The sequence below is a fragment of the Reyranella soli genome (genome assembly GCF_007992495.1).
In the GTDB taxonomy this organism is placed as follows: Bacteria; Pseudomonadota; Alphaproteobacteria; order Reyranellales; family Reyranellaceae; genus Reyranella; species Reyranella soli.
On the sequence record NZ_BKAJ01000082.1, the window covers coordinates 47,798 to 67,664 of the forward strand.

19 protein-coding genes are annotated in these 19,867 nt (G+C 66.2%); 7 read left to right on the forward strand and 12 right to left on the reverse strand.

The annotated features are described in order from the left end of the window. Positions 1-11 precede the first annotated feature (11 nt). The gene (locus tag RSO01_RS23590; RefSeq protein WP_147151973.1) at positions 12-1,967 is read left to right on the forward strand and encodes an adenylate/guanylate cyclase domain-containing protein; all 1,956 of its coding nucleotides are present in this window, start codon (positions 12-14) and stop codon (positions 1,965-1,967) included. A gap of 132 nt (positions 1,968-2,099) precedes the next feature. Here the strand turns inward: RSO01_RS23590 and RSO01_RS23595 are convergent, their stop codons facing one another. The 8 genes from RSO01_RS23595 to RSO01_RS23630 form a co-directional block, all read right to left on the reverse strand. Further along, entirely contained in the window at positions 2,100-2,768 is a 669-nt protein-coding gene (locus tag RSO01_RS23595) for an aspartate/glutamate racemase family protein (protein WP_147151975.1), read from the reverse strand. Positions 2,769-2,789: 21 nt separating this feature from the next. Continuing rightward, positions 2,790-3,821 (reverse strand): fatty acid desaturase, encoded by a 1,032-nt coding sequence (locus RSO01_RS23600; protein ID WP_147151977.1) that lies wholly within the window; start codon positions 3,819-3,821, stop codon positions 2,790-2,792. 93 nt (positions 3,822-3,914) lie between these two features. Further along, entirely contained in the window at positions 3,915-4,808 is an 894-nt protein-coding gene (locus tag RSO01_RS23605; RefSeq protein ID WP_147151979.1) for an ABC transporter permease, read from the reverse strand. 12 nt (positions 4,809-4,820) lie between these two features. Beyond that, positions 4,821-5,861, reverse strand: coding sequence for an extracellular solute-binding protein (locus RSO01_RS23610; RefSeq protein WP_147151981.1), 1,041 nt, complete (start codon positions 5,859-5,861; stop codon positions 4,821-4,823). Between the two features lie 36 nt (positions 5,862-5,897). Then, positions 5,898-6,962 carry an ABC transporter ATP-binding protein gene (locus RSO01_RS23615; RefSeq protein WP_147151983.1) on the reverse strand — a complete coding sequence of 355 codons (1,065 nt, stop codon included), beginning with the start codon at positions 6,960-6,962 and terminating at the stop codon, positions 5,898-5,900. Next, the gene (locus RSO01_RS23620) at positions 6,962-7,780 is read right to left on the reverse strand and encodes an ABC transporter permease (RefSeq protein WP_170303303.1); all 819 of its coding nucleotides are present in this window, start codon (positions 7,778-7,780) and stop codon (positions 6,962-6,964) included. The genes RSO01_RS23615 and RSO01_RS23620 overlap by 1 nt, the downstream gene beginning before the upstream one ends. 97 nt (positions 7,781-7,877) lie before the next feature. Continuing rightward, complete coding sequence (locus tag RSO01_RS23625; RefSeq protein WP_147151984.1) at positions 7,878-9,107, reverse strand: metal-dependent hydrolase family protein; 1,230 nt, start codon at positions 9,105-9,107, stop codon at positions 7,878-7,880. A 113-nt stretch (positions 9,108-9,220) separates the two neighbouring features. After that, positions 9,221-10,459, reverse strand: coding sequence for a metal-dependent hydrolase family protein (locus RSO01_RS23630; protein WP_147151986.1), 1,239 nt, complete (start codon positions 10,457-10,459; stop codon positions 9,221-9,223). Between the two features lie 82 nt (positions 10,460-10,541). Here RSO01_RS23630 and RSO01_RS23635 point away from each other — a divergent pair, with 82 nt between their 5' ends. Together RSO01_RS23635 and RSO01_RS23640 are read left to right on the forward strand one after the other, a co-directional pair. After that, the gene (locus RSO01_RS23635; protein WP_147151988.1) at positions 10,542-11,063 is read left to right on the forward strand and encodes a P-loop NTPase family protein; all 522 of its coding nucleotides are present in this window, start codon (positions 10,542-10,544) and stop codon (positions 11,061-11,063) included. A gap of 2 nt (positions 11,064-11,065) precedes the next feature. Next, complete coding sequence (locus tag RSO01_RS23640) at positions 11,066-12,067, forward strand: 4-hydroxyproline epimerase (protein ID WP_147151990.1); 1,002 nt, start codon at positions 11,066-11,068, stop codon at positions 12,065-12,067. Between the two features lie 80 nt (positions 12,068-12,147). Here RSO01_RS23640 and RSO01_RS23645 read toward each other — a convergent pair whose 3' ends face one another. After that, positions 12,148-13,347: a CaiB/BaiF CoA transferase family protein gene (locus RSO01_RS23645; protein ID WP_147151992.1), complete on the reverse strand. Its 1,200-nt coding sequence runs from the start codon at positions 13,345-13,347 to the stop codon at positions 12,148-12,150. Positions 13,348-13,540: 193 nt separating this feature from the next. Here RSO01_RS23645 and RSO01_RS23650 point away from each other — a divergent pair, with 193 nt between their 5' ends. Continuing rightward, positions 13,541-14,395, forward strand: a complete 855-nt coding sequence (locus RSO01_RS23650) for an alpha/beta hydrolase (RefSeq protein WP_147151994.1) — start codon at positions 13,541-13,543, stop codon at positions 14,393-14,395. On the opposite strand, the gene RSO01_RS23655 is transcribed toward RSO01_RS23650, so the two are convergent. The 3 genes from RSO01_RS23655 to RSO01_RS23665 are packed head-to-tail and all read right to left on the reverse strand — an operon-like array spanning position 14,362 to position 16,595. Next, positions 14,362-15,027: a DUF2848 domain-containing protein gene (locus RSO01_RS23655; protein WP_147151996.1), complete on the reverse strand. Its 666-nt coding sequence runs from the start codon at positions 15,025-15,027 to the stop codon at positions 14,362-14,364. The two genes, RSO01_RS23650 and RSO01_RS23655, sit on opposite strands and share 34 nt — an antisense overlap. Further along, on the reverse strand, positions 15,027-15,827 hold the full coding sequence (locus RSO01_RS23660) for a putative hydro-lyase (protein WP_147151998.1): 801 nt from the start codon (positions 15,825-15,827) through the stop codon (positions 15,027-15,029). The genes RSO01_RS23655 and RSO01_RS23660 overlap by 1 nt, the downstream gene beginning before the upstream one ends. Before the next feature lie 9 nt (positions 15,828-15,836). Then, on the reverse strand, positions 15,837-16,595 hold the full coding sequence (locus RSO01_RS23665; RefSeq protein ID WP_147152000.1) for an SDR family NAD(P)-dependent oxidoreductase: 759 nt from the start codon (positions 16,593-16,595) through the stop codon (positions 15,837-15,839). Between the two features lie 260 nt (positions 16,596-16,855). On the opposite strand from RSO01_RS23665, the gene RSO01_RS23670 reads away from it, so the two are divergent. The 3 genes from RSO01_RS23670 to RSO01_RS23680 all read left to right on the forward strand — a co-directional run bounded on the left by RSO01_RS23670 (position 16,856) and on the right by RSO01_RS23680 (position 19,671). Continuing rightward, a complete protein-coding gene (locus RSO01_RS23670) occupies positions 16,856-17,041 on the forward strand; it encodes a hypothetical protein (protein WP_147152002.1) in 186 nt (61 codons plus the stop codon). Positions 17,042-17,115: 74 nt separating this feature from the next. Continuing rightward, entirely contained in the window at positions 17,116-19,038 is a 1,923-nt protein-coding gene (locus RSO01_RS23675; RefSeq protein WP_147152004.1) for a protein kinase domain-containing protein, read from the forward strand. 45 nt (positions 19,039-19,083) lie between these two features. Next, positions 19,084-19,671 (forward strand): ANTAR domain-containing response regulator, encoded by a 588-nt coding sequence (locus tag RSO01_RS23680; protein ID WP_147152006.1) that lies wholly within the window; start codon positions 19,084-19,086, stop codon positions 19,669-19,671. The last annotated feature ends 196 nt before the right edge of the window (positions 19,672-19,867 follow it).

Genomic DNA, 19,867 nt, shown 5'->3' on the forward strand with positions numbered 1-19,867 from the left:
GAGCGCTGGCGGTGAAGCGCCAGGCGGCCTTGTTCCTGCTGGCGGTGATGCTGTCGGTCAGTCTCGGCGCCATCATTGTGACGTCGCTTGCCATGTACCGCCTGACCTCGCAGCGCTACGCCGACGAGATCCGCAAGATCGAGGCGGGCCTCAGCGATCGTTTTGCCGTCTTCGAGACCATGCTGAGCGATGAGCATGAGCGCATCACGTCGCACATGGATAAGGTGATGCCGTCGATCGCGCAGGAGCTGGAGGCGAGCGGTCGGCCACCGAGCGCGCTGTCGAGCGAGGAGATGACGGCGCTGGCGAAGCGCTACGGCGTTCAGCACATCTATTTCATCAATCGCGATCACGTCGTCTTCCAGACCAACTATCCGCCCGACATGAACCTCGCCTTCCCCAAGGGGCCGTTCACCGAGTTCCTCGATTCGGTGTTCGGGGGCAACCGGGTGATGAGCGACGGCATCGACCTCAGCCAGCTCACGGGGACACTCAGGACCTACAGCTACCTGGGACCAAAGGACAAAGACTACATCATCGAGATCTCGACCGACGTCCGCAGCAGCCTCGATGCGACGGGCTATGGCTGGATGGCGAAGTACTTTTTCGACGAGTTGCTGACCGATCCGGTGCGCTCCAATCCCTCGATCAAGGAGCTCGACATCTATCTGATCAACCAGTCCGGCACCTGGTCGCTGATCCATCCCGGCCAAAAGCTCGATCCGGCGCTGGCCGAACGCATCGTCAAGGACCGCCGCGAGGAGATCAGCAGCGGCGATGGCCGCTATCTCACCGTCTACAGCGCCGAAGAAACCTCGTCGGCAACCAAGCCCGGCCATGCGGTGACCGCCAAGCACGTGATTCGGAAGATCACCTACGACGTCGGGCTGGCACGCGAGGCGGTTATACAAGTCCTGCTGAGCTCGTTGCTCGTTTTGGCGATCCTGATGCCGATCGTGTTCTGGATCGCTTCCCGGCAGCTGCAGAAGCAGCTGCTCGAGCCGCTGTTCAACCTGCGCGGCGAGGCCGGCGCGATCGCCGAGGGCGATCTCAACCAGGCGATCGCCAACACCGACCGGCGCGACGAGATCGGCCAGCTGGCACTCAGCTTCGCGTCAATGCGCGATGCGGTGCGCAAGACCATCACCGACCTCAAGAAGACCAACATCTCGATCGAGCGCTTCGTGCCGCAGGCCTTCCTGGCGATCGTCGGCAAGCCGTCGATTGTCGAGGTCGAGCTGGGCGACAACAAGCGCAAGGACATGACGATCCTGTTCTCCGACATCCGGAACTTCACGACGCTGTCGGAAGCCATGACGCCGGACGAGAACTTCGCCTTCATCAACGCCTATCTCGAGCACACGGGCCCGGTGATCCGCGCCCACAACGGCTTCATCGACAAGTACATCGGCGATGCCATCATGGCGCTGTTCGAATCGGCCGACGATGCGGTGCGCGCCGGGATCGCCCTGCTCGAGACGCTCGATACCTTCAATGCCGAGCGCCGCGCCGCGGGCCGGCGTCCGATCGCCATCGGCGTCGGAATCAACACCGGCACCCTGATGATGGGCACGATCGGCGAGAAGCACCGCATGGACGGCACCGTCATCTCCGACGCCGTCAACCTCGCCTCGCGCGTCGAGAGCCTGACCAAGACCTATGGCGTCAAGATGCTGGTCTCGCAGTACACCGTGGAGAGCTTGGCCGATCCCAAGGCCTACGACATCCGCCCGATCGACGTCGTCGTGGTCAAGGGCAAGACCCATCCGGTCATGATCAGCGAGGTGTTCCAGCACGACCCGGCCGAGCAGCGCGCCGCCAAGGCCGGCACGCGCGACCTGCTGCAGTCGGGCGCCGAGGCCCTGGCACGCCATGACCTGGTCTGCGCCCGCCGGTTCTTCGAGGAATCGCTGGAAAAGCTGCCCGGCGACATGGCGGCCAGCAATCTGCTGAAGAAGTGCGCCTGATTTTTCCCGTCATCCCGAGCGGAGCCGCCTGAAGGGCGGCGTAGTCGAGGGACCTGTTCTTGCCGATGCGACAACAGAATAGGTCCCTCCACTGCGCCTCGCTGCGCTCGGCTCCGGTCGGGATGACGGAAGCTAGGCCGACGATTTCTCGTAGATCGCGTCGACGTGGACGTCGGCGCAGTCGATGACGGGGAAGCCGCAATCGTGGCCGGCGAAGGCCAGGAACAGGTCGGTGCCGCCCAGCAGCACGGCCTCGGCGCCACGATCGGCCAGGCGACGGCCGGCCGCGAAGAAGGTCTGGCGCTGCTGGTCGACGACGCGGCCGATGCTCGCCATGTCGACGTAGCACTGCTGGACGCGCTCGAACTCGTCACCTTCGGGGGCGATGACCTCGGCCTTGGTGATCTTGCCGTAGAGCTTGCTTGCCATGACCACGCGCGTGCCGATGATGCCGACGCGCTTCAGCCCCCGCTGGTTGATGGCGGCGTCGACCGGATCGAGGCCGTTGATCAATGGCAGGGGCGAGATCGCCTCCAGCTCCTTGATGCAGAAGTGCCCACCCATCGAGGTGACGGCCGCGGCCTGGGCGCCGGCGCCCTTCAGATGGCCGATCAGCCGGGCAAAGATCTCCGCCTGTCGGTCGGGCCGCTGATCGCCCATGTTGCGGCTCATGTCGCGCACGTTGGCGTAGGCGATGGTGAGGTCGAGCGGGATGTTCGAGGCGTGGTGCCGCTCGATCAGGCCGCGGTGGTAGAAGTCCGTGGCAGCCGGGCCGATGCCGCCGATCAATCCGATATGCATCGCCAACTCCCTCGACGCGCCTCAGGCCGCCAACCGGGCCTCGCGAAACGATACCAGGCGACGCTGTGTCTCGTCCCACAGCACCAGGCGCACGCAGCGGAAGCTCTCGAGCAGGGTCAGCCGGCCGACCTGGCGCAGTTCCGGATGATCGCGCAGCACGCGCGGCAGGCGGTAGTAGGGAATGCGGCTGTTGAGGTGATGCACGTGGTGTACGCCGATGTTGCCGGTGAACCAGTGCAGGAACGCCGGCAGGTCGTAATGCGAGCTGCCGTGCAGGGCCGCGTCGTGCAGGTTCCACTCCCGGTCGTTCGCCCAGCTCGTCCGCTCGAACTGATGCTGGACATAGAACATCCAGACCCCGACTGAAGCGGCGAGCAGCAGGCTCGGCAGGTGCACCAGCAGGAACGCCTTGAGGCCGATGAGCCAGATCAGCAGGCCGACGATCGAGGCGATCGCGAGATTGGTGGTCATGCTGCTGGCCCACGGCCGCCAGCCGCGCATCAAGCCGACCGGCACGCGGTACTGCAGGATGAAGAGATAGGCCGGGCCGAGGCCGAACATCACCAGAGGATGCCGGTACAGGCGATAGCGCAGCCGGCCCCAGAACGAGCAGGCGCGGTACTCCTCGACGGTGAGCGTCTCGACATCGCCAAGGCCGCGGCGATCGAGATTGCCGGTGCTCGCATGGTGCGTGGCATGGGCCTGGCGCCACACGCCGTACGGCGTGAAGGTCAGCACGCCGGCGACCCGGCCGAACCAGTCGTTGGCTAGGCGATGGCGGAAAAAGGCGCCGTGGCTGCAATCGTGCTGGATGGCGAACAGCCGCACGAGGAAGCCGGCGGCGGCGATGGCGAGCGGCAAGGCCAGCCAATAGCCGATGTCGAGCGTTGCCCAGGCGAGCACCCAAAGTGCGGCCAACGGCACGACCGTGATGATGATCTCGACGATGCTGCGGCCGGTGCTCGGCTGCCGGTAGCGTGCGAGGATTTGCGTCCAGGCGCGCGCATCCCTCGGTGTCGCGGCGCTGGCTGCGGGATCCTGTCTGCTTTTCAAGGGGCGCGCTTTCCTGTGCAAAATGGCACAGGCCTCGAGCCGCGCCGATTGTCCAGGCCTAGACGCGAACAGTGGCAAAAGCAACGAGACGACTCAGCGCGCCGCGCGGCGCTGGATGATCAGGTTGGCGGCGACCGTCAGTAGCAGGGTCACTGTCATCAGAATGAAGGCGATGGCGCCGCCGAACGGCCAGTTGGTCTGCTGAGTGAACTGATTGTAGATCAGGGGCGCCATCATCTTGAACAGCGGCCCGCCCAGCAGGAAGGGCGTGGCGTAGGCGTTCATCGCCAGGATAAAGGTCAGGATGGTGCCGGCCAGGATGCCGGGCAACGCCAACGGCCAGAGCACGCGCCAGAACATGGTGGCGGGCGGGGCGCCCAGGCTGAAGGCCGCCTCCTCGACCGAGCGGTCGATGCCCTCGATCACGCTCTGCAGGCTGAGCACCATGAACGGCAGGTTGACGGCGATGATGCCGATGATCACCGCCTTCTCGGTGAACATGATCTCGAACGGCTTGTCGATCAGGCCAAGGCCCATGAGGCTCGCATTGACGAAGCCCTTGTTGCCGAACACGACCATCCAGCCGGCCGCGCGCACTGAATTGCCGACGAACAGCGGCAGGACGATCGAGATGATCAGCAGGTTCTTGAAGCGGCTCTGCGTGCGCGCCACGACGTAGGCCAACGGAAAGCCCAGCACCAGGCAGACCGCGGTCACCAGCACGGCGATACGCACCGTCGTCCAGAGGATCGTCGTGTAGTAGGGGTCGGTGAAGAACTTGATGTAGTTGGCGATCGTGACCGCCTCGACCATCATCTTCCGGGCTGGAACGAACTCGTTCAGGCTGTAGCGGAACAGGATGACGAGCGGCGCCAGCAGCGCGATCGCGACGAACACCGTCGCCGGCGTCAGCAACGCGGCGGCGGTGAGGCCCTCGCCCCGTCGCTTCTCGACGACGGGGCCATGTGCGATCGCGGTGTCGGTCATGCGGTGTGGCCGTCAGCCCTTGAAGGACTTGTTCCACCAGTCCTGGAACGCGACGTCGTTCTTGGACATGTAGGCGTAGTCGAGATCGACCAGCCGCTTCTGCTCCTCGGGCGTGAAGCCGATGCGCTTCTGCACGTCGTCGGGCACCTTGGCGTTGGTGACCGTCGGGTTGTAGCCCATGTCGACGGCGAAGAGCTCCTGCGCCGAGGGTGCCATCATGGCGTCGAGCCAGGCATAGGCGCCTTCCTTGTTGGGCGCGTTCTTCGGCATCACGAAGCCCGAGACGTACATCGGCACGCCTTCCTTGGGCGCTACTGTCTCGACCTTGATGCCGGCGTTCTGCCACTGCACGGCGCGCGCCTTCCACATGATGCCGCAGGTGATCTCGCCGGTCTTGAGCGCCTGGGCGAAGGCCTCGTTGGAGGGATAGATGCGCGCGCCGGCCTTGCGGCAGGCCATCAAGCGTTCCTTGCCAGGCTCGAAGTTGCTCACCGAGCCGCCCGAGGCGAGCGCCGCGGCCACCATGTTGTACTGGCGCTGGATGTCGATGATGCCGAGCTTGTTGCCGTGCTTTGGATCGAGCGTGTCGGCGAAGCCGGATGGCGCTTCCATCACGTCGGGATTGTAGAGCACGACCTTGCCCGAATAGATGTGGCCGATGCCGTAGGGATACTTCATCGCCGGGATCAGGTTCTTGGCATTGGGCATCTTCGAGTAGTCGAGCTGCTCGGCCAGCCCCTGCTCGTTCATGTCGTACATGTCGTTGGCCGACAGGCCCTGGACATCCGACGTGCCGCGGCGCAGCGTCCGCTCGGCCATCATCTTGGCCTTGCGCGGGTCGGCGTTCTCCTCGGCGTTCACGCATTCCCACTTGGCGGGCGCCAGCAGCGGCGTGTTGATGTTCTTGGTGAGCAGGCGCGAATAGTCGCCGCCCCAGGTGCCGATGACGATGCGCTTGTTGTCCTGCGCGCCGGCCGGCAGGGCCGCGCCCGCCGCCAAAGCGGCCGCGCCGCCAAGCGCGGTGCGGCGGTTGATCATGAATCTCTTCGACATTGTTGCCTCCTGTTGTTGGCTCCGTTCCCCCCGGAACTACTCCTTGAAAACCTGACTGGCCGACGCCGGCCAGCCGACATGGATGGGCTGGCCGACCTCCGGCACGAAGGCGCCGTCGCGATTGGCGATCTGGGCGACCATCCGGTCGCTCGGCGACAGGCGCACATGGATGTCGATCAGCGCGCCGAGATAGGAGACGAATTCCACCGTGCCGGGCAGGCTGTTGTCGAGTCCGGTGTTGGGGCCCCCTACGCTGCTCGGGCCGACGGCCACCCGCTCGGGCCGGACCGACAGCACGGCGCGGCCAGCGCCGTCGCCCGCACAGGCAACCGCAAGCCCGCCGTCCGTGCGGAAGCGGCCCGGCGCCTCGAGCGTGCCCTCGAGAAAGGTGCTGCGGCCGACGAAGCCCGCGACGAAGCGGTCGGCTGGCCGCTCGTAGAGGTCGCGCTGGCTGCCGACCTGACGCACCAAGCCCTCGCTCATGACCACCAGCCGGTCGGCCATGGTCAGCGCCTCTTCCTGGTCGTGGGTCACCATCACGGTGGTGAGACCCATCTTGCGCTGCAGTTCGCGGATCTCGACCCGGACCTCCTGGCGCAGCTTGGCGTCGAGGTTGGACAGCGGCTCGTCGAGCAGCAGCACGTCGGGATGGATGGCAAGCGCACGGGCCAGCGCCACGCGCTGCTGCTGGCCACCCGAGAGCTGACGCGGCAGGCGGCCGCCGTAGCCGCTGAGCCGTACCAGCGCCAGGGTCTCCTCGACGCGTTTCGCGATGTCGGCTTTCGGCAGCTTGCGCATCTGCAGGCCAAACGCCACGTTCTCGTTCACGGTGAGGTGCGGGAACAGCGCGTAGTTCTGGAACACCATGCCGGCATTGCGCTTCCAGGGCGGCAGTACCGTCACGTCGGTGCCGCCGATCGTCACGTGGCCGGCGGTCGGCTCGATGAAGCCCGCGACCATGCGCAGGGTGGTGGTCTTGCCGCAGCCCGAGGGGCCCAGCAGGACCAGAAACTCGCCGTCCTTGATGCTGAGCGAGACGTCGCGCACGGCGTGGAAATCGCCGTAGCGCTTGGCGAGGCCAATGATGTCGAGCTGGGCCATCAGACCACGCGCGCCAGCTTGACGTATCGATCGGTGATCAGCATTGCGATACCGATCAGCAAGATCTGCACCACCGAGACCGCCGCGATCGTCGGGTCGATTTTCCATTCCAGGTACTGGAGGACGACGATGGGCAGGGTGGTGCGGCCCGGACCGACCAGGAACAGGCTCATCTCGAGATTGCCGAAGGAGGTCACGAAGCCGAACAGGGCGCCGGCGACGATGCCCGGCCGGATGGCGGGCAGCGTGATGCGCCAGAAGGTGACGAAGGCGTTGGCGCCGAGATTCTGGGCGGCTTCCTCGATGCTGCGGTCGACGCCGACAAGGCTCGCGGTGACCAGCCGCACCACCCAGGGGATGATGATTACGGTATGGCCCGCCACCAAGGCGTAGAAGGTGCCGAGCACGTCGACATCGAGGCCTTTCTCGGCCTCGACCTGGAAGACGTACATCGCGGTGCCCAGCACGACGCCGGGCACGATCAGCGGCATCAGCAGAAGCTGCGACAACGGCACGCGGAAAGCGAAGCGGTGGCGCACCACCGCCAGCGCCGCCGGCACGCCCAGCGACAGGCCGAAGAAGGTCGCCAGCACGCCGACCTGGAAGCTCATGCGGAAGCCTTCGACGAACTTCGGCTGGTCGAGGATGGCCGCGAACCAGCGCATGCTGTAACCCTCGGGCGGGAAGGAGGGAATCTCCTGCCGGAAGAAGGCGAGCCAGGTGACGAAGACGAGCGGCGTCAGGATGTAGCCCAGCGTGATCGCCGCCGCGCCGTTCAGGGCCCAGCGCCGCGCGCGGCGTCGGATGACGGCGATCATGGCTGGGGGCGCGCCACTCCAGTGGCGCGTCTTTGTTTCAACCGACGAAGATCGCGCCGCTGGAGTGGCGCGCCCCCAGCCAAGAGCGTCTCGACGCTCACAGCGCGTTCTTGTGGAAGCGGCCGCCCTTCATGATGGCGGAGAGATGCGGGCCGCCATCCTTGAACAGGCCGAGATTCTTCAGCGGATCGCCGTCGACCACCAGCAGGTCGGCGAAGGCGCCGGGCTCGACCACGCCGAGCTTGCCTTCCTGGCGCACGACCTCGGCGCCGATCAGGGTGGCCGAGCGGATGACCTCGATCGCCGGCATGACGCGGCCGCGGATCTGGAACTCGACGGTCTGCTCGTCCTCGAGCGCGCCCAGAAGGTCGGAGCCGTAGGCCATGCGCACGCCGGCCTTGCGGCAGAGCTCCAGCTCCTTGAAGCCGTACTTCAGGACCTCGTCGTTCTTGTCGAGCATCTCCTTGGGCATGCCGAGCTCGGCGGCGCGCCGCTTCATGGCATCGTAGGCGATCAGGTTGGGCACCATGTAGACACCCTTCTGCGCCATCAGCTTGGCCGTCGGTGCGTCGACCAAGTTGCCGTGCTCGATGGTGCGCACGCCGCACTTCACGGCGCGGGTGATCGCTTCGGGCGTGTAGGCGTGGGTCAGCACGTAGCGGCCGAAGGCGTGCGCCTCCTCGACTGCGGCGGTGATCTCCTCCTCGGTGAACTGCAGCGATTCCAGCGGGTCGTAGGGCGAGGCGACGCCGCCCGACACCATCAGCTTCACCTGGTCCGCGCCCTGGCGCATCTGTTCGCGCGTCGCCTTGCGCACCTCGTCGGGGCCGTCGGCGATGCAGCGGATGAACACCATGCCGTTGCAGCACAGGCACGGCGGGCCGATGTCGGTGCGCCGATTGCGGTCGTTGTGGCCGCCGGTCGGGCCGATCGAGCGGCAGGAGATGAACATGCGCGGGCCTGGGATCAGGCCGGAATCGACCGCAGTCTTGGTGCCCCAGTCGGCGCCGCCGGCGTCGCGCACGGTGGTGAAGCCGCGATCGAGCATGCGCTTCAGGCGACCGGTCGAGCGCGCCATCATCAGGGTCAGCGGCACCGCCTCCATGCGGTTGATGTAGACCTCGCTGTGGTGCGTGTGCACGTGGCAGTCGATCAGGCCCGGCATCAAGGTGCGCTTGCCGCAATCGATCACGCTGGCATCCGACGCCTTGATCGGCTTGGCCGACACTTCCTTGATGACGTCGCCTTCGACCAGCACTTCGTAGCCGGCGCGCGCTTCCTTCCAGCGGGGGTCGAGCAGGCGCAGGTTCTTGAACAGGAACGACATTACCGATCTCCGAAGACTGTCATCCCGAGGGCGTAGCCCGAGGGACCTTTACTGATCACCAAAGGTCCCTCGCTGCGCTCGGGATGACAGTGGTGGCGCGTCGACAGCATGCCTCATTTCAACTCATTCTTATGAAACTTGCCGGCCTTCATGATCACCGGCAGATGGGCGCCCTGGTCGAGGAACAGCTCCAGCTTCTTCAGGGGATTGCCGTCAACCACGATCAGGTCGGCGAAAGCGCCGGGCTCGACGATGCCGAGCTTGCCTTCCTGGCGCAGGATCTCGGCGCCGATGGTGGTGGCCTGGCGGATGATCTCGATCGGCTTCAGCACCTCGGCGCGGAACATGAATTCGCGGCTCTGCTCGACCTGGAGCTGGCCCAGAAGGTCGCTGCCGTAGCCGACCTTGACGCCGGCCTCCTTGCAGATCTCGAGCGAGCGCAGCGCGCCCTCGAGTACGACGTCGTTCTTTTCCAGCATGTCGGCCGTCATGCCGAACTGGGCGGCGCGCTCCTTCATGATGAAGTAGGTCACCAGGTTGGCCACCATGTAGCCGCCGGAGGACTTCAGCAGCTTGGCCGCCTTGGCATTGATCAGGTTGCCGTGCTCGATGGTGCGCACGCCGTTGTTGACCGCCCGGGTGATGGCCTCGGGCGAGTAGGCATGGGCCAGCACGTAACGGCCGAAGGCTTTCGCCTCGTCGGTCGCCGCAGCGATCTCGGCCTCGGAGAATTGCAGTGAATCCAGGGGGTCGTAGGGCGAGGCGACACCGCCCGAGCACATGATCTTCACCTGGTCCGCGCCCTGACGCATCTGCTCGCGCACCGCCTTGCGCACCTGGTCCGGGCCGTCGGCGATGGCGAGGCTGTAGACCATGGCGTTGCAGCAGCCGCACGAGGCCGCGGCGTAGTCGGTGCGGCGGCGCGAATCACTGTGGCCGCCGGTCGGGCCGATGGCGCGGCCGGAGATGAACAGCCGCGGGCCCGGGATCAGGCCGGACTCGACGGCGGTCTTGATGCCCCAGTCGGCGCCGCCGGTGTCGCGCACCGTGGTGAAGCCGCGGTCGATCATGCCCTTCATCAGGTCGGCCGACTTCGCCGTTAGCAGGGTGAGCGGCATGGCTTCCAGAAGGCGGAAATTCACCTCGACCAGGAAGACGTGGACGTGGCAGTCGATCAGGCCGGGCATCAGGGTGCGCTTGCCGCAATCGACCACCTGCGCCTTGCCGGCCTTGATGGGCTTGGATGACACCTCTTTGATCGTGTCGCCCTCGACCAGCACCTCGTAGCCGCCGCGCGGCTCATTCCAGCGCGGGTCGAGCAGGTTCAAGTTCTTGAATAGTATCTGCGGCATCAACGCTCCCCCAACTTGGGCTGCGCACCCTACGATGGCGGCCAGTTTGGCGCTACAGTTTGCGCGGTTGGAGGGGGTTTTCGTGCGGCGCGTCGTCGTCATCGGCACCACCGGATCGGGCAAGAGCACGCTGGCCGAGCGGCTGGCGGCGCAGACTGGCCTGCGCGTGATCGAGCTCGATGCGTTGTTCTGGGGCAGGGACTGGCAGCCGGTGCCGCTCGAGCTGTTCCGTCACAGGGTGGAGCGCGAAACCAGGGGCGACGGCTGGATCGTGGTCGGCAACTACGGCCAGGTGCGCGACCTCGTCTGGCCGAATGCCGATACCGTGATCTGGCTCGATCTGCCGCTGCCCCTGGTGATGTGGCGCCTGGTGCGCCGGACGGTGCAGCGGGCGGCGGCCAAGACCGAGCTCTGGGGCACCGGCAACCGCGAAAGCTTCCGCAATGCCTTCCTGAGTCGTCAGTCGATCCTTTTGTGGGCGCTCAAGACCCATCGCCGCAATCGCGAGCGCTACGCCAACGAATGCATGCCGCTTGCCAAGGAAAAGCGAGTGGTGCGCCTGCAGAACAAGCGCGAGGTCGATCGCTTCGTTACAATGCACTGAACATGTCGGTCCATACCTTCTCCTGCCTCGACGGCCACACCTGCGGCAATCCCGTGCGCCTGGTGTCGGGCGGCGCGCCCCTGCTCAAGGGCACCACCATGAGCGAGCGGCGGCTCGATTTCCTCGCCAACCATGACTGGATCCGCAAGGCGCTGATGTTCGAGCCGCGCGGGCACGACGTGATGTCAGGCTCGATGCTCTATCCGCCGACCCGCGCCGACTGCGACGTCGGCATCCTTTTCATCGAGGTGAGCGGCTGCCTGCCAATGTGCGGCCACGGCACCATCGGTACCGTGACCATGGCTGTCGAAAACGGCCTGGTGGCGCCAGCAAGCCCCGGCACCCTCAACATCGACGCTCCGGCCGGCCGTGTCGTCGCGCGCTACGAGCAGAAAGGCCGGTTCGTCGAGAGCGTGCGCATCACCAACGTCGCCTCCTACCTCGCCGCGAGCGAGATCGCGGTCGACGTCCCCGGCATGGGCGAGCTGGTGTTCGACATCTCCTACGGCGGCAACTTCTATGCGATTCTCGAGCCGCAGAAGAACTTTGCGGGTCTTGAGTCGATGTCGGCGGGGGACGTGCTGCGCCTGTCGCCGATCGTGCGCCGGCTGCTCAACGACAAGATCCATCCGGTGCATCCGGAGAACCCGACCATCAAGGGCGTGAGCCACGTCATGTGGACCGGCAAGCCGCGCGATCCGCGTGCCCATGCCCGTAACGCCGTGTTCTACGGTGACAAGGCGATCGACCGTTCCCCCTGCGGTACCGGCACCTCGGCGCGCATGGCCCAGCTCGCCGCCCGCGGCGAGCTCAAGGAAGGTGACGACTTCGTGCATGAGAGCATCATCGGCTCATTGTTCGACGGCCGGGTGGAAGGCGCCGCGCGCGTCGGCAACCACGACGCCATCGTGCCCTCGATCGCGGGCTGGGCGCGCCAGCACGGCATCAACACCATCTTCGTCGACGACCGCGATCCCTTCGCGCATGGATTTCAGGTGACGTAGTCCGCTGGGCGCGCGCGACTCCAGTCGCGCGTCGTTGTCGATCCCAGGATGAACGCGCCACTGGAGTGGCGCGCCCCCAGCTAATCCGCCGCCTTCGCCAGAATCGTCGGTGCTTGCACGCCGCCGCGCGCGAAGATAGCGTCGATCTCGTTGGCGCTGTAGCCCAGCTCCTTCAGGATATCCGCACCGTTCTCGCCGGTGTGCGGAGCGTGCTGCTGGGCCTCGTGCTGCGAGGCCGGCGGCAGGCCCGGGATGTTGGCGACCGGCATGCGGCCGAAGCCGTCCTGCTCGATCCAGTCGATCGCGCCCGATTCCTTGACGTGCGGATGGTCGAGGTAGTCGGTGTAGTTGTTGACGCGCTCGCAGAACACTTCCTTGGGCTGCAGCAGCGCGATCCATTCCTCGGTGGTCTTGGACGGCATGGTCTCCTGCAGCGCCTTGATGATGCGCGGCGCATTCCTGATGCGCGCCTCGTGGCCCTGCAGCTCGGGATCGTTGGCGATGTCGTTGCGGCCGATCAGCTCGAACAATGCCTTGAAATGGTGTGGCCGCATGGCGCTCACCATGATGTAGCCGTTGGCCGTCTTGTAGCTGCCGGCCGGCATGTAGAGCGGCGGCGGCGTGCCGTTGGAGAACACCCATTCCATCAGCTTGGCGCCCTGGTAGGCGGCCGCCGCCTTCATCAGGCTGGAATCGATGTAGCTGCCTTCGCCGAAGCGCAACTGGCGCATCAGTGCCGGCGCCAGCGCCTGGAAGGTGTAGAGGCCGGTCGTGACGTCGACCGCGATCATGCCCTGCCGCCACGGCGTGCCGTCGGGCAGACGGTTCATCACCATCATGCCGCTGAAGGCCTGGATCAGCCCGTCGACGGTCGGCCGCTTGCTGTAAGGCCCCGTCTGGCCGAAGCCCGACACCGAGCAGTAGACGACCTTGGGATTGACCTTCTTGGCATCCTCGTAACCGAAGCCGAGGCGCGAGATGACGCCTGGCCTGAAGCTCTCGATGACGACGTTGGCCTTGGCCATCACCTTGTTCACCACGGCCTTGCCGTCGGCCGACTTGAGGTCGAGCGCGATCGAGCGCTTGCCGCGGTTGAAGGCGACGGAGTGGGCGCAGTGATCGCCCTTGATCTCGCCCAGCGCGCGGCCCCAGTCGCCCTCGGGCGGCTCGATCTTGATGACGTCCGCGCCGTGCAAGGCCAGCAGCATCGTGGCATGCGGTCCGGCCACGCCCTGCGTGAAGTCGAGCACGGTGATGCCGTCGTACGCGCCTTTGATCATGAACCCGCTCCTCCCACCCCACTCCTCCTGAGCGCCTGAACGTACGTTTACCGGCCGTAGGGGAGCAAGGTCCGACCTGCAGGGAAGCCATGCGCATGAAGAAAAGTTACGTCAACGCGCAGACTTCTTCGTTTGAGCGCGGTGTCGCCGCGGCCCAGTTATGTGCAGCTGCACCTAATTGGAGTTCCGGGCCATGGCCGCTCTTCCCCTGCCGATCGCCGCTCTTGCCGCCGCCAGCCACGTCGCGCCGTCGCTGGTGGCGCCGTTCTTCCGCCGCATGATGTTGACGCCGCGCCGCCACGTGCGGCCGCCGCCGGTCCTGTCGCTGCCGAGCGCCGACCAGCGCATCGACCTCGGCGATGGCCTTGTCGCCTGGCGCTGGGGCCAGGGCCCGGTCGTGCTGCTGGTGCACGGCTTCGAGGGCAATCGCGCGCAGTTCGCCGCCTTCGTCGAGGCGCTGGTCGAGCGCGGCTTCGCGGCGGTCGCGCTCGACGTGCCGGCGCACGGCGAATCGGCTGGTGACGACCTGACGGCCGTGAAGTTCATCGCCGCCATCGAACGCACGCTGGCGCGGCTGTCGCCGGTTCATGCCGTGATCGGCCATTCGTTGGGCGCGGCGATGAGCCTCTACTCCGTCGCCCACACCGGCGGCGCCAATCGCGTGGCGCTGATCTCTGCGCCGTCATCGCTGAAGCGCGAGCTCAATCGCTTCGCCTCGGCCGTCGGCCTCTCCGAGCGCGGCCGCAAGGCGTTCATCGCCTCCGTCGAAAACCATGTCGGCCGGCCGGCTGCCGACTTCGACGTCACGCGCATCGCCGGCAAGGTCGACCTGCCGCTGCTCCTGGTGCACGATCAGAACGACCGGCAGGTCCCGATCCTCGAATCGGCCAGGACCGCTCACGTGCTGCCCGGCGCCGAGCTCATGGTGACGCGCGGCCTGGGACACAATCGCCTGCTGGCCGATCCCATCGTCGTGCGCGCGGTCGTCGACTTCGTCTCTCAGGAGACGCCCACTCAAGAGATGATGGGTAACGCCCGCACGATGTAGCTGTGCTCGAGCTTGCGGCCCAGCACCGGATCGTCGATCTCCATGTCGAAGCGCGACGAGGACCGGATGCCGCCGATCGCCGGCAGGGTGCCGCAGAACATCGCCACGCCCGCCGGTAGCCGCTTGTTGCCGTTGTTCCAGCCGGCGATCAGGTCGCGCGGCAGGCGCATCTTGGCCAAAAGCCCTTCCTGGTAGGGGACCTTCTTGCCGCCTTCCTCGATGAAGCTGCGCAGGATCAATTCGTCCCAATGCGGCTCGACATCCTCGAAGCGCCAGGCCGAGCGGCCGATCACCTTGGCGCAGACCTGCTTGGACTGCACGACGCCGTAGGTCTCGAGCTTGCGGTCGGTATGGTCGGCGCCGATCGTGACCCACAGCCGATCGGCCGTGCCGATCAGCACCGGCTCGGCCTCGCCCGACGTGTCGTCGCCCACGACCTGGATGGAATCGGCCTGGGTCAGCAGGCTCGCGGCGACGCGGTAGTACAGCGGCACCTTGGAGGGCGGCTGCACGCCGATCGCCTTCAGCTCCTCGATGTGATGTTCCAGGGCCGCGACATCGCGGCCGGTCCAGCCGGCGATTACCAGGTCATCGATGTCGTAAGCTCGGCCGTCGAGCTCGACGCGCGCCATCAGAGGACGGCGAGCTGCGAATTCAACAGGTCGGTCACCAGCATGTAGCCCGGCGCGTGGGTGATGCAGAACTCGGGCTTCACCGTCGCCACAACCGACTGCGGGGTGACGCCGCAGGCCCAGAATACCGGCAGCTCGTCGTCTCGCACCGGTACGGCGTCGCCGTAGTCGGGCTTGGCGATGTCCTTGATGCCGATCATCTCGGGCTTGCCGAGATGCACGGGTGCGCCGTGCACCGAGGGGAAGCGCGTCGTCACCTGCACGGCGCGGATCGCGTCGGCCGGCTTGAACGGCCGCATCGATACCACCATCGGCCCATGGAACGGGCCGGCCGGCGTGCACTCGATGTTGGTCCGGTACATCGGCACGTTCACGTCGCAGCTCTGGTGGCGGATCTCGAGGCCGTTGTCGATCAGCGTCTCCTCGAAGGAGAAGGAGCAGCCCAGCACGAACGACACCAGATCGTCGCGCCACACCTTCTTGAGGTCATCGACCTCCTCGATCAACTCGCCCTTCTTCCACACGCGATAGCGCGGGATGTCGGTGCGGATGTCGAGGTCCTCGCCCAGCATCGGCAGGCGCCAGTCGCCCGGCTCGGACTGGCCCAGCAAGGGGCAGGGTTTCGGATTGAGCATGCAGAAGCGCGTGAAGTCGGCCGCGAATTCCTTCGGCAGGATCGCGAGATTGCCCTGCACATAGCCCGGCGCCATGCCCGCGGTCGGCTTGCGGAAGCCGCCGGCGCGGATGCGGCGGCGCGCGTCGCGGCCGGTCTCGCCCTTGATGCTGGTAATCGTGTCCATTGGCTGCTCCTACACGTGCTGGCCGCCGTTGATCTGGATCTCGGCGCCGCTGACATAGCTCGCGCCCTTCTCGCACAGGAAGTGGATCACATCAGCCACTTCGTCAGGCGTGCCCAGACGGCGCATCGGGATCTGCTCCTCGACGATCTTCTCGGTGCCGGGCGACAGGATCGACGTGTCGATCTCGCCGGGCGCGATCGCATTGACGCGAATGCCGCGTGGGCCGAAGTCATGCGCCATCTCGCGCGTCAGCGCCGCCAGCGCCGCCTTCGACGTGGCATAGGCGGAGCCGGCAAAGGGATGCACGCGGCTGCCGGCGATCGACGTGACGTTGACCACGCAGCCGCGCGCTTCCGACAGCTCTTTCATGAGGCCGCGCGCCAGCGCCACCGGTGCGAAGAAGTTGACGTTGAACACCTGGCGCCACAGGTCGAATGGGGTGTCGATGGCGCCGAACCGGCCGCCCGTCTCGTCCTTGGGCGAGATGGCGGCATTGTTCACCAGCGCATCGAGCCGCCCGCCACCCAACCGGTCGCGGATCTCCTCGATGCCACGGCCGACATCGTCGGGATCGGCAAGGTCGATCTGCACATGGTTCTTCTCGCCGCCCGGCCACGGGCAGAGCACGCTGAACGGCTGGCGCGATACGGTGATCACCCGCCAGCCGCCGGCGCTGAATTTCTTTACCGTGGCATGGCCGATGCCGCGGCTTGCGCCGGTCAGCACCAGGGTACGCGCGTTGTCGAGACGTGGCGTCGCATTCATCATAAGCGATCCTACTCTGCCTGTGCGGCTATGGCGCGACAGATATTGGAAGCGGCACCCCGGACAATAAGAGGTGGATGCTGACGGTTTGGACCGCGATCTATTGTGTGTTGCAGTGAAACTGTCACTTCGTGTCCTAAGTTGTTGTGTTTGATACATTTTTATTGAATGCCATCGCCCCGTGTTTTATGGTTCGCACGGCTTGGCCTAATATTCGGGGCCGCTGGCCGTGGTTTTGAAGAAGCAATTTGTGGAGGTCCGCGATGTCGGACGACCGCCGGGTAAAGGACCCGACACCTGTTCTGCGCACCCGACCTGCAACCATGCTGACGGCCATCGGCCTGTGCGTGTTCGTCATGATCTTGCAATTGCTGCCGCAATTCAGTGATAGCGGTCTCAACCGCATAAATGGCAGCGCCACCACCACCACGACGGCCGGCATCCAGTAACGCGCTGGGCGCTTGTGCGCCCGCCCGGGAACGCGCATCTAGAACGAGGTGCGCGTGTCATATCCCGTTGATTGATGTCCTCCGATAACGTCCAAGCCCTGACGCCCGGCACACGGCTCGGCGACTATCGGCTCGATGCCGTGATCGGTCATGGCGGCTTCGGCATCACCTATCGCGCCTTCGACACCCAGCTCGCCAAGTTCGTCGCCATCAAGGAGTACCTGCCGATCGAGTTCGCCGTGCGCGGCGGCGACGGCAACGTGGTGCCGCGCGGCACGCGCTTCGCCGACGATTTCGCCTGGGGCCGCGAGCGTTTCCTCGACGAGGCGAGGGCGCTCGCCCGCTTTCGCCATCCGCACATCGTGCCGGTGCTGCGCTATTTCGAGGCCAACGGCACGGCCTACACCGTCATGGAGTTCGAGGACGGCAAGAGCGTGGGCGAGCTGCTGCGCCAGCCGGCGGGTCGCCTGCCACCCGACGACGTGCGGCGTCTGGCCGACGGGCTGGTCGGCGGGCTGAGTGCCGTGCATGCCCAGGGCTTCCTGCATCGCGACATCAAGCCGTCCAACATCATGATCCGCCGCGACGGCGTTCCCGTGCTGATCGATTTCGGTGCGGCGCGCCAGGCGATGGGCGAGCGCTCGCGCACGCTGACCGGCGTGCTGACACCGCAATACGCACCGATCGAGCAGTACGCCTTGGACAGCAAGCAGGGCCCGTGGAGCGACATCTACTCGGCCGCCGCCGTGCTCCACCACGCCATTACGGGACAACCGCCGCCCGACGCCGCCGCGCGCGTCGGCACCGATCCCTATCGCCCGTTGGCGACGACACATGCCGATCGTTTTGACCCGGTTTTCCTCGGTGCCATCGATCGCGCGCTGGCCTTCGCGCCGGCTGACCGGCCGCAGTCCGTCGAGGAATGGGCGGCCTTGTTCGGCCTGTCGATCGCACGCGTCGCCGATGCGCCGACACAACGGCTGGGCTCGGCAGGCGCCGCACCGCGACTCGGAGGCGCCAGGCGCGAGGTCGATCCATCGGAGGAATCGGTACCGGCGCAGCCGCGCCGCCGGCGCATGACGCTTTGGATCGTCATCCTGCTGGTCTTCCTGGCTGGAGCGGCCTTGGAATGGCGTTACAGATCCGAGTTGCATGCCCTGCTCTCGGGGACGCCGACGCCGGTGCAGGTTGCGCAGCCAGCACCGTCACCAACGCCTGCGCCTGCCCCCACGGCCGCGCCTGCACCTACACCCGCGCCTGCGGCGACGCCGCAGCCGAAGCCGCCGCAGGCCACACCAACGCCGCCGGTGGTGCGACCTGCTCCGACGCCCGCGCTGGCGCCGGACGCGTCCAAGCAAGCCTTGATCGATCAGGCCACGCGTGCGGCAGTGTCGGCGCAGGCGGTGCAAGAACGGGCCGACGAAGCGGCACGAGCGGCACGCGCCATGGGTGGCGAAGCGCGCATCGTCGCGGCGCGCGCGGGGCGGCCGGATCTGCAGAACGCCGAGCGACTGACCAGCGATGGCGTAAGCTATGTCGGCCAGGTGAGCGACGGCAAGCGCCAGGGCCTCGGCGTCGCCGAGCTCGGCAATGGCGAACGCCAAGCCGGCGACTTCCAGGATGGTCGCCTGAACGGCCTCGGCACCGTGCGCTTCGAGGATGACACGCGCTATGCCGGTCAGTGGCACGACGGGCAGCCGACCGGCCTTGGCACGCGAGAGAAGCCGGGCGCCGAGCGCGCCGAAGGCAACTTCATCTCGGGCCGGCTCGAAGGTCTCGGCGTGCGCCGCACGCTCGGCGAGCCTGCCACGGTGCAGTCGGGAGAGTTCCGCGCCAACCTGCTGGAAGGACCCGGTGTCGAGACCGTGGGCGACCAGCGTTACGCCGGTGGCTTCCGCGGCGGCAAGCGCAGCGGCTACGGGCAGGTCACAAGTGCCGACGGCAAGGTCCAATCGGGCCGCTGGGAAGACGGAAAGGCAATAGAAACAACGCCTTGACCGGATGGCACGGTTGTTGCGCCCAAGCGCTGCAGAGCCGCATCCGTGACCAAGCCCCTATCCGTCCTGCTGATCGACGACAATCCGACCCGCGCCGAAATCGTGGAGGCGGGTCTTGCCGCTGCGGGCTATCGCCTGCTGGCTCGGCTCGAAGGCACGCAGGATCTGATCGGTCGTGTGCGCGAGCTCGAGCCCGATGTCGTCGTCGTCAGCATCGACAGCCCCAGCCGCGACACGATCGAGGACATGCGGCGCACGACCGATCTCATGCCGCGGCCGATCGCGCTGTTTGTCGACCGCTCCGATCCCGCGACCATTGCCGCCGCGATGGAAGCGGGCGTATCGGCCTATGTCGTGAAGGGCCTGGCGCGGGATCGCGTGCGCCCCGTGGTCGACGTCGCCGTCGCCCACTTCAATCGCTACCACGCCATGCGCGAGGAGCTCGATCGCGCGCGCCTGTCCCTGGTCGAGCGCAAGACTGTCGAGCGCGCCAAGGGTCTCCTGATGGAGCAGAAGGGCCTCAGCGAGGACGCCGCCTACAAGCTCCTGCGCAAGCTGGCCATGGACCAGAACAAGCGGATCGGCGAAGTCGCCCGGGAAATGGTGACCTACGCCAAGGTGCTTAAATCTTAGGCGTGCCTGTGGATCGATCATGCTGCACATGCGAGCATCAAGTTTGTGCCTGTCCAGCAGCCGCCAATTTTACAGACGAATCCCCATAAGTCGTTGTATTTCAAATACTTAACGACTTGGCATGTTTGCTGCTCCTTATATCGGCGTGAGCCCAATGGCGGGCTCCTTATGAGTTAAGGCGGGCCAAAGACGGTCC

Excerpts from the sequence above, each read along its gene's own strand:
- RSO01_RS23670 (WP_147152002.1), top strand. The coding sequence starts at position 16,856 with ATGTCGGACGACCGCCGGGTAAAGGACCCGACACCTGTTCTGCGCACC.
- RSO01_RS23630 (WP_147151986.1), bottom strand. The coding sequence starts at position 10,459 with ATGCCGCAGATACTATTCAAGAACTTGAACCTGCTCGACCCGCGCTGG.
- RSO01_RS23605 (WP_147151979.1), bottom strand. The coding sequence starts at position 4,808 with ATGACCGACACCGCGATCGCACATGGCCCCGTCGTCGAGAAGCGACGG.
- RSO01_RS23650 (WP_147151994.1), top strand. The coding sequence starts at position 13,541 with ATGGCCGCTCTTCCCCTGCCGATCGCCGCTCTTGCCGCCGCCAGCCAC.
- RSO01_RS23615 (WP_147151983.1), bottom strand. The coding sequence starts at position 6,962 with ATGGCCCAGCTCGACATCATTGGCCTCGCCAAGCGCTACGGCGATTTC.
- RSO01_RS23660 (WP_147151998.1), bottom strand. The coding sequence starts at position 15,827 with ATGGACACGATTACCAGCATCAAGGGCGAGACCGGCCGCGACGCGCGC.
- RSO01_RS23675 (WP_147152004.1), top strand. The coding sequence starts at position 17,116 with ATGTCCTCCGATAACGTCCAAGCCCTGACGCCCGGCACACGGCTCGGC.
- RSO01_RS23640 (WP_147151990.1), top strand. The coding sequence starts at position 11,066 with ATGTCGGTCCATACCTTCTCCTGCCTCGACGGCCACACCTGCGGCAAT.
- RSO01_RS23655 (WP_147151996.1), bottom strand. The coding sequence starts at position 15,027 with ATGGCGCGCGTCGAGCTCGACGGCCGAGCTTACGACATCGATGACCTG.
- RSO01_RS23620 (WP_170303303.1), bottom strand. The coding sequence starts at position 7,780 with ATGATCGCCGTCATCCGACGCCGCGCGCGGCGCTGGGCCCTGAACGGC.
- RSO01_RS23595 (WP_147151975.1), bottom strand. The coding sequence starts at position 2,768 with ATGCATATCGGATTGATCGGCGGCATCGGCCCGGCTGCCACGGACTTC.
- RSO01_RS23665 (WP_147152000.1), bottom strand. The coding sequence starts at position 16,595 with ATGATGAATGCGACGCCACGTCTCGACAACGCGCGTACCCTGGTGCTG.
- RSO01_RS23625 (WP_147151984.1), bottom strand. The coding sequence starts at position 9,107 with ATGTCGTTCCTGTTCAAGAACCTGCGCCTGCTCGACCCCCGCTGGAAG.
- RSO01_RS23645 (WP_147151992.1), bottom strand. The coding sequence starts at position 13,347 with ATGATCAAAGGCGCGTACGACGGCATCACCGTGCTCGACTTCACGCAG.
- RSO01_RS23610 (WP_147151981.1), bottom strand. The coding sequence starts at position 5,861 with ATGTCGAAGAGATTCATGATCAACCGCCGCACCGCGCTTGGCGGCGCG.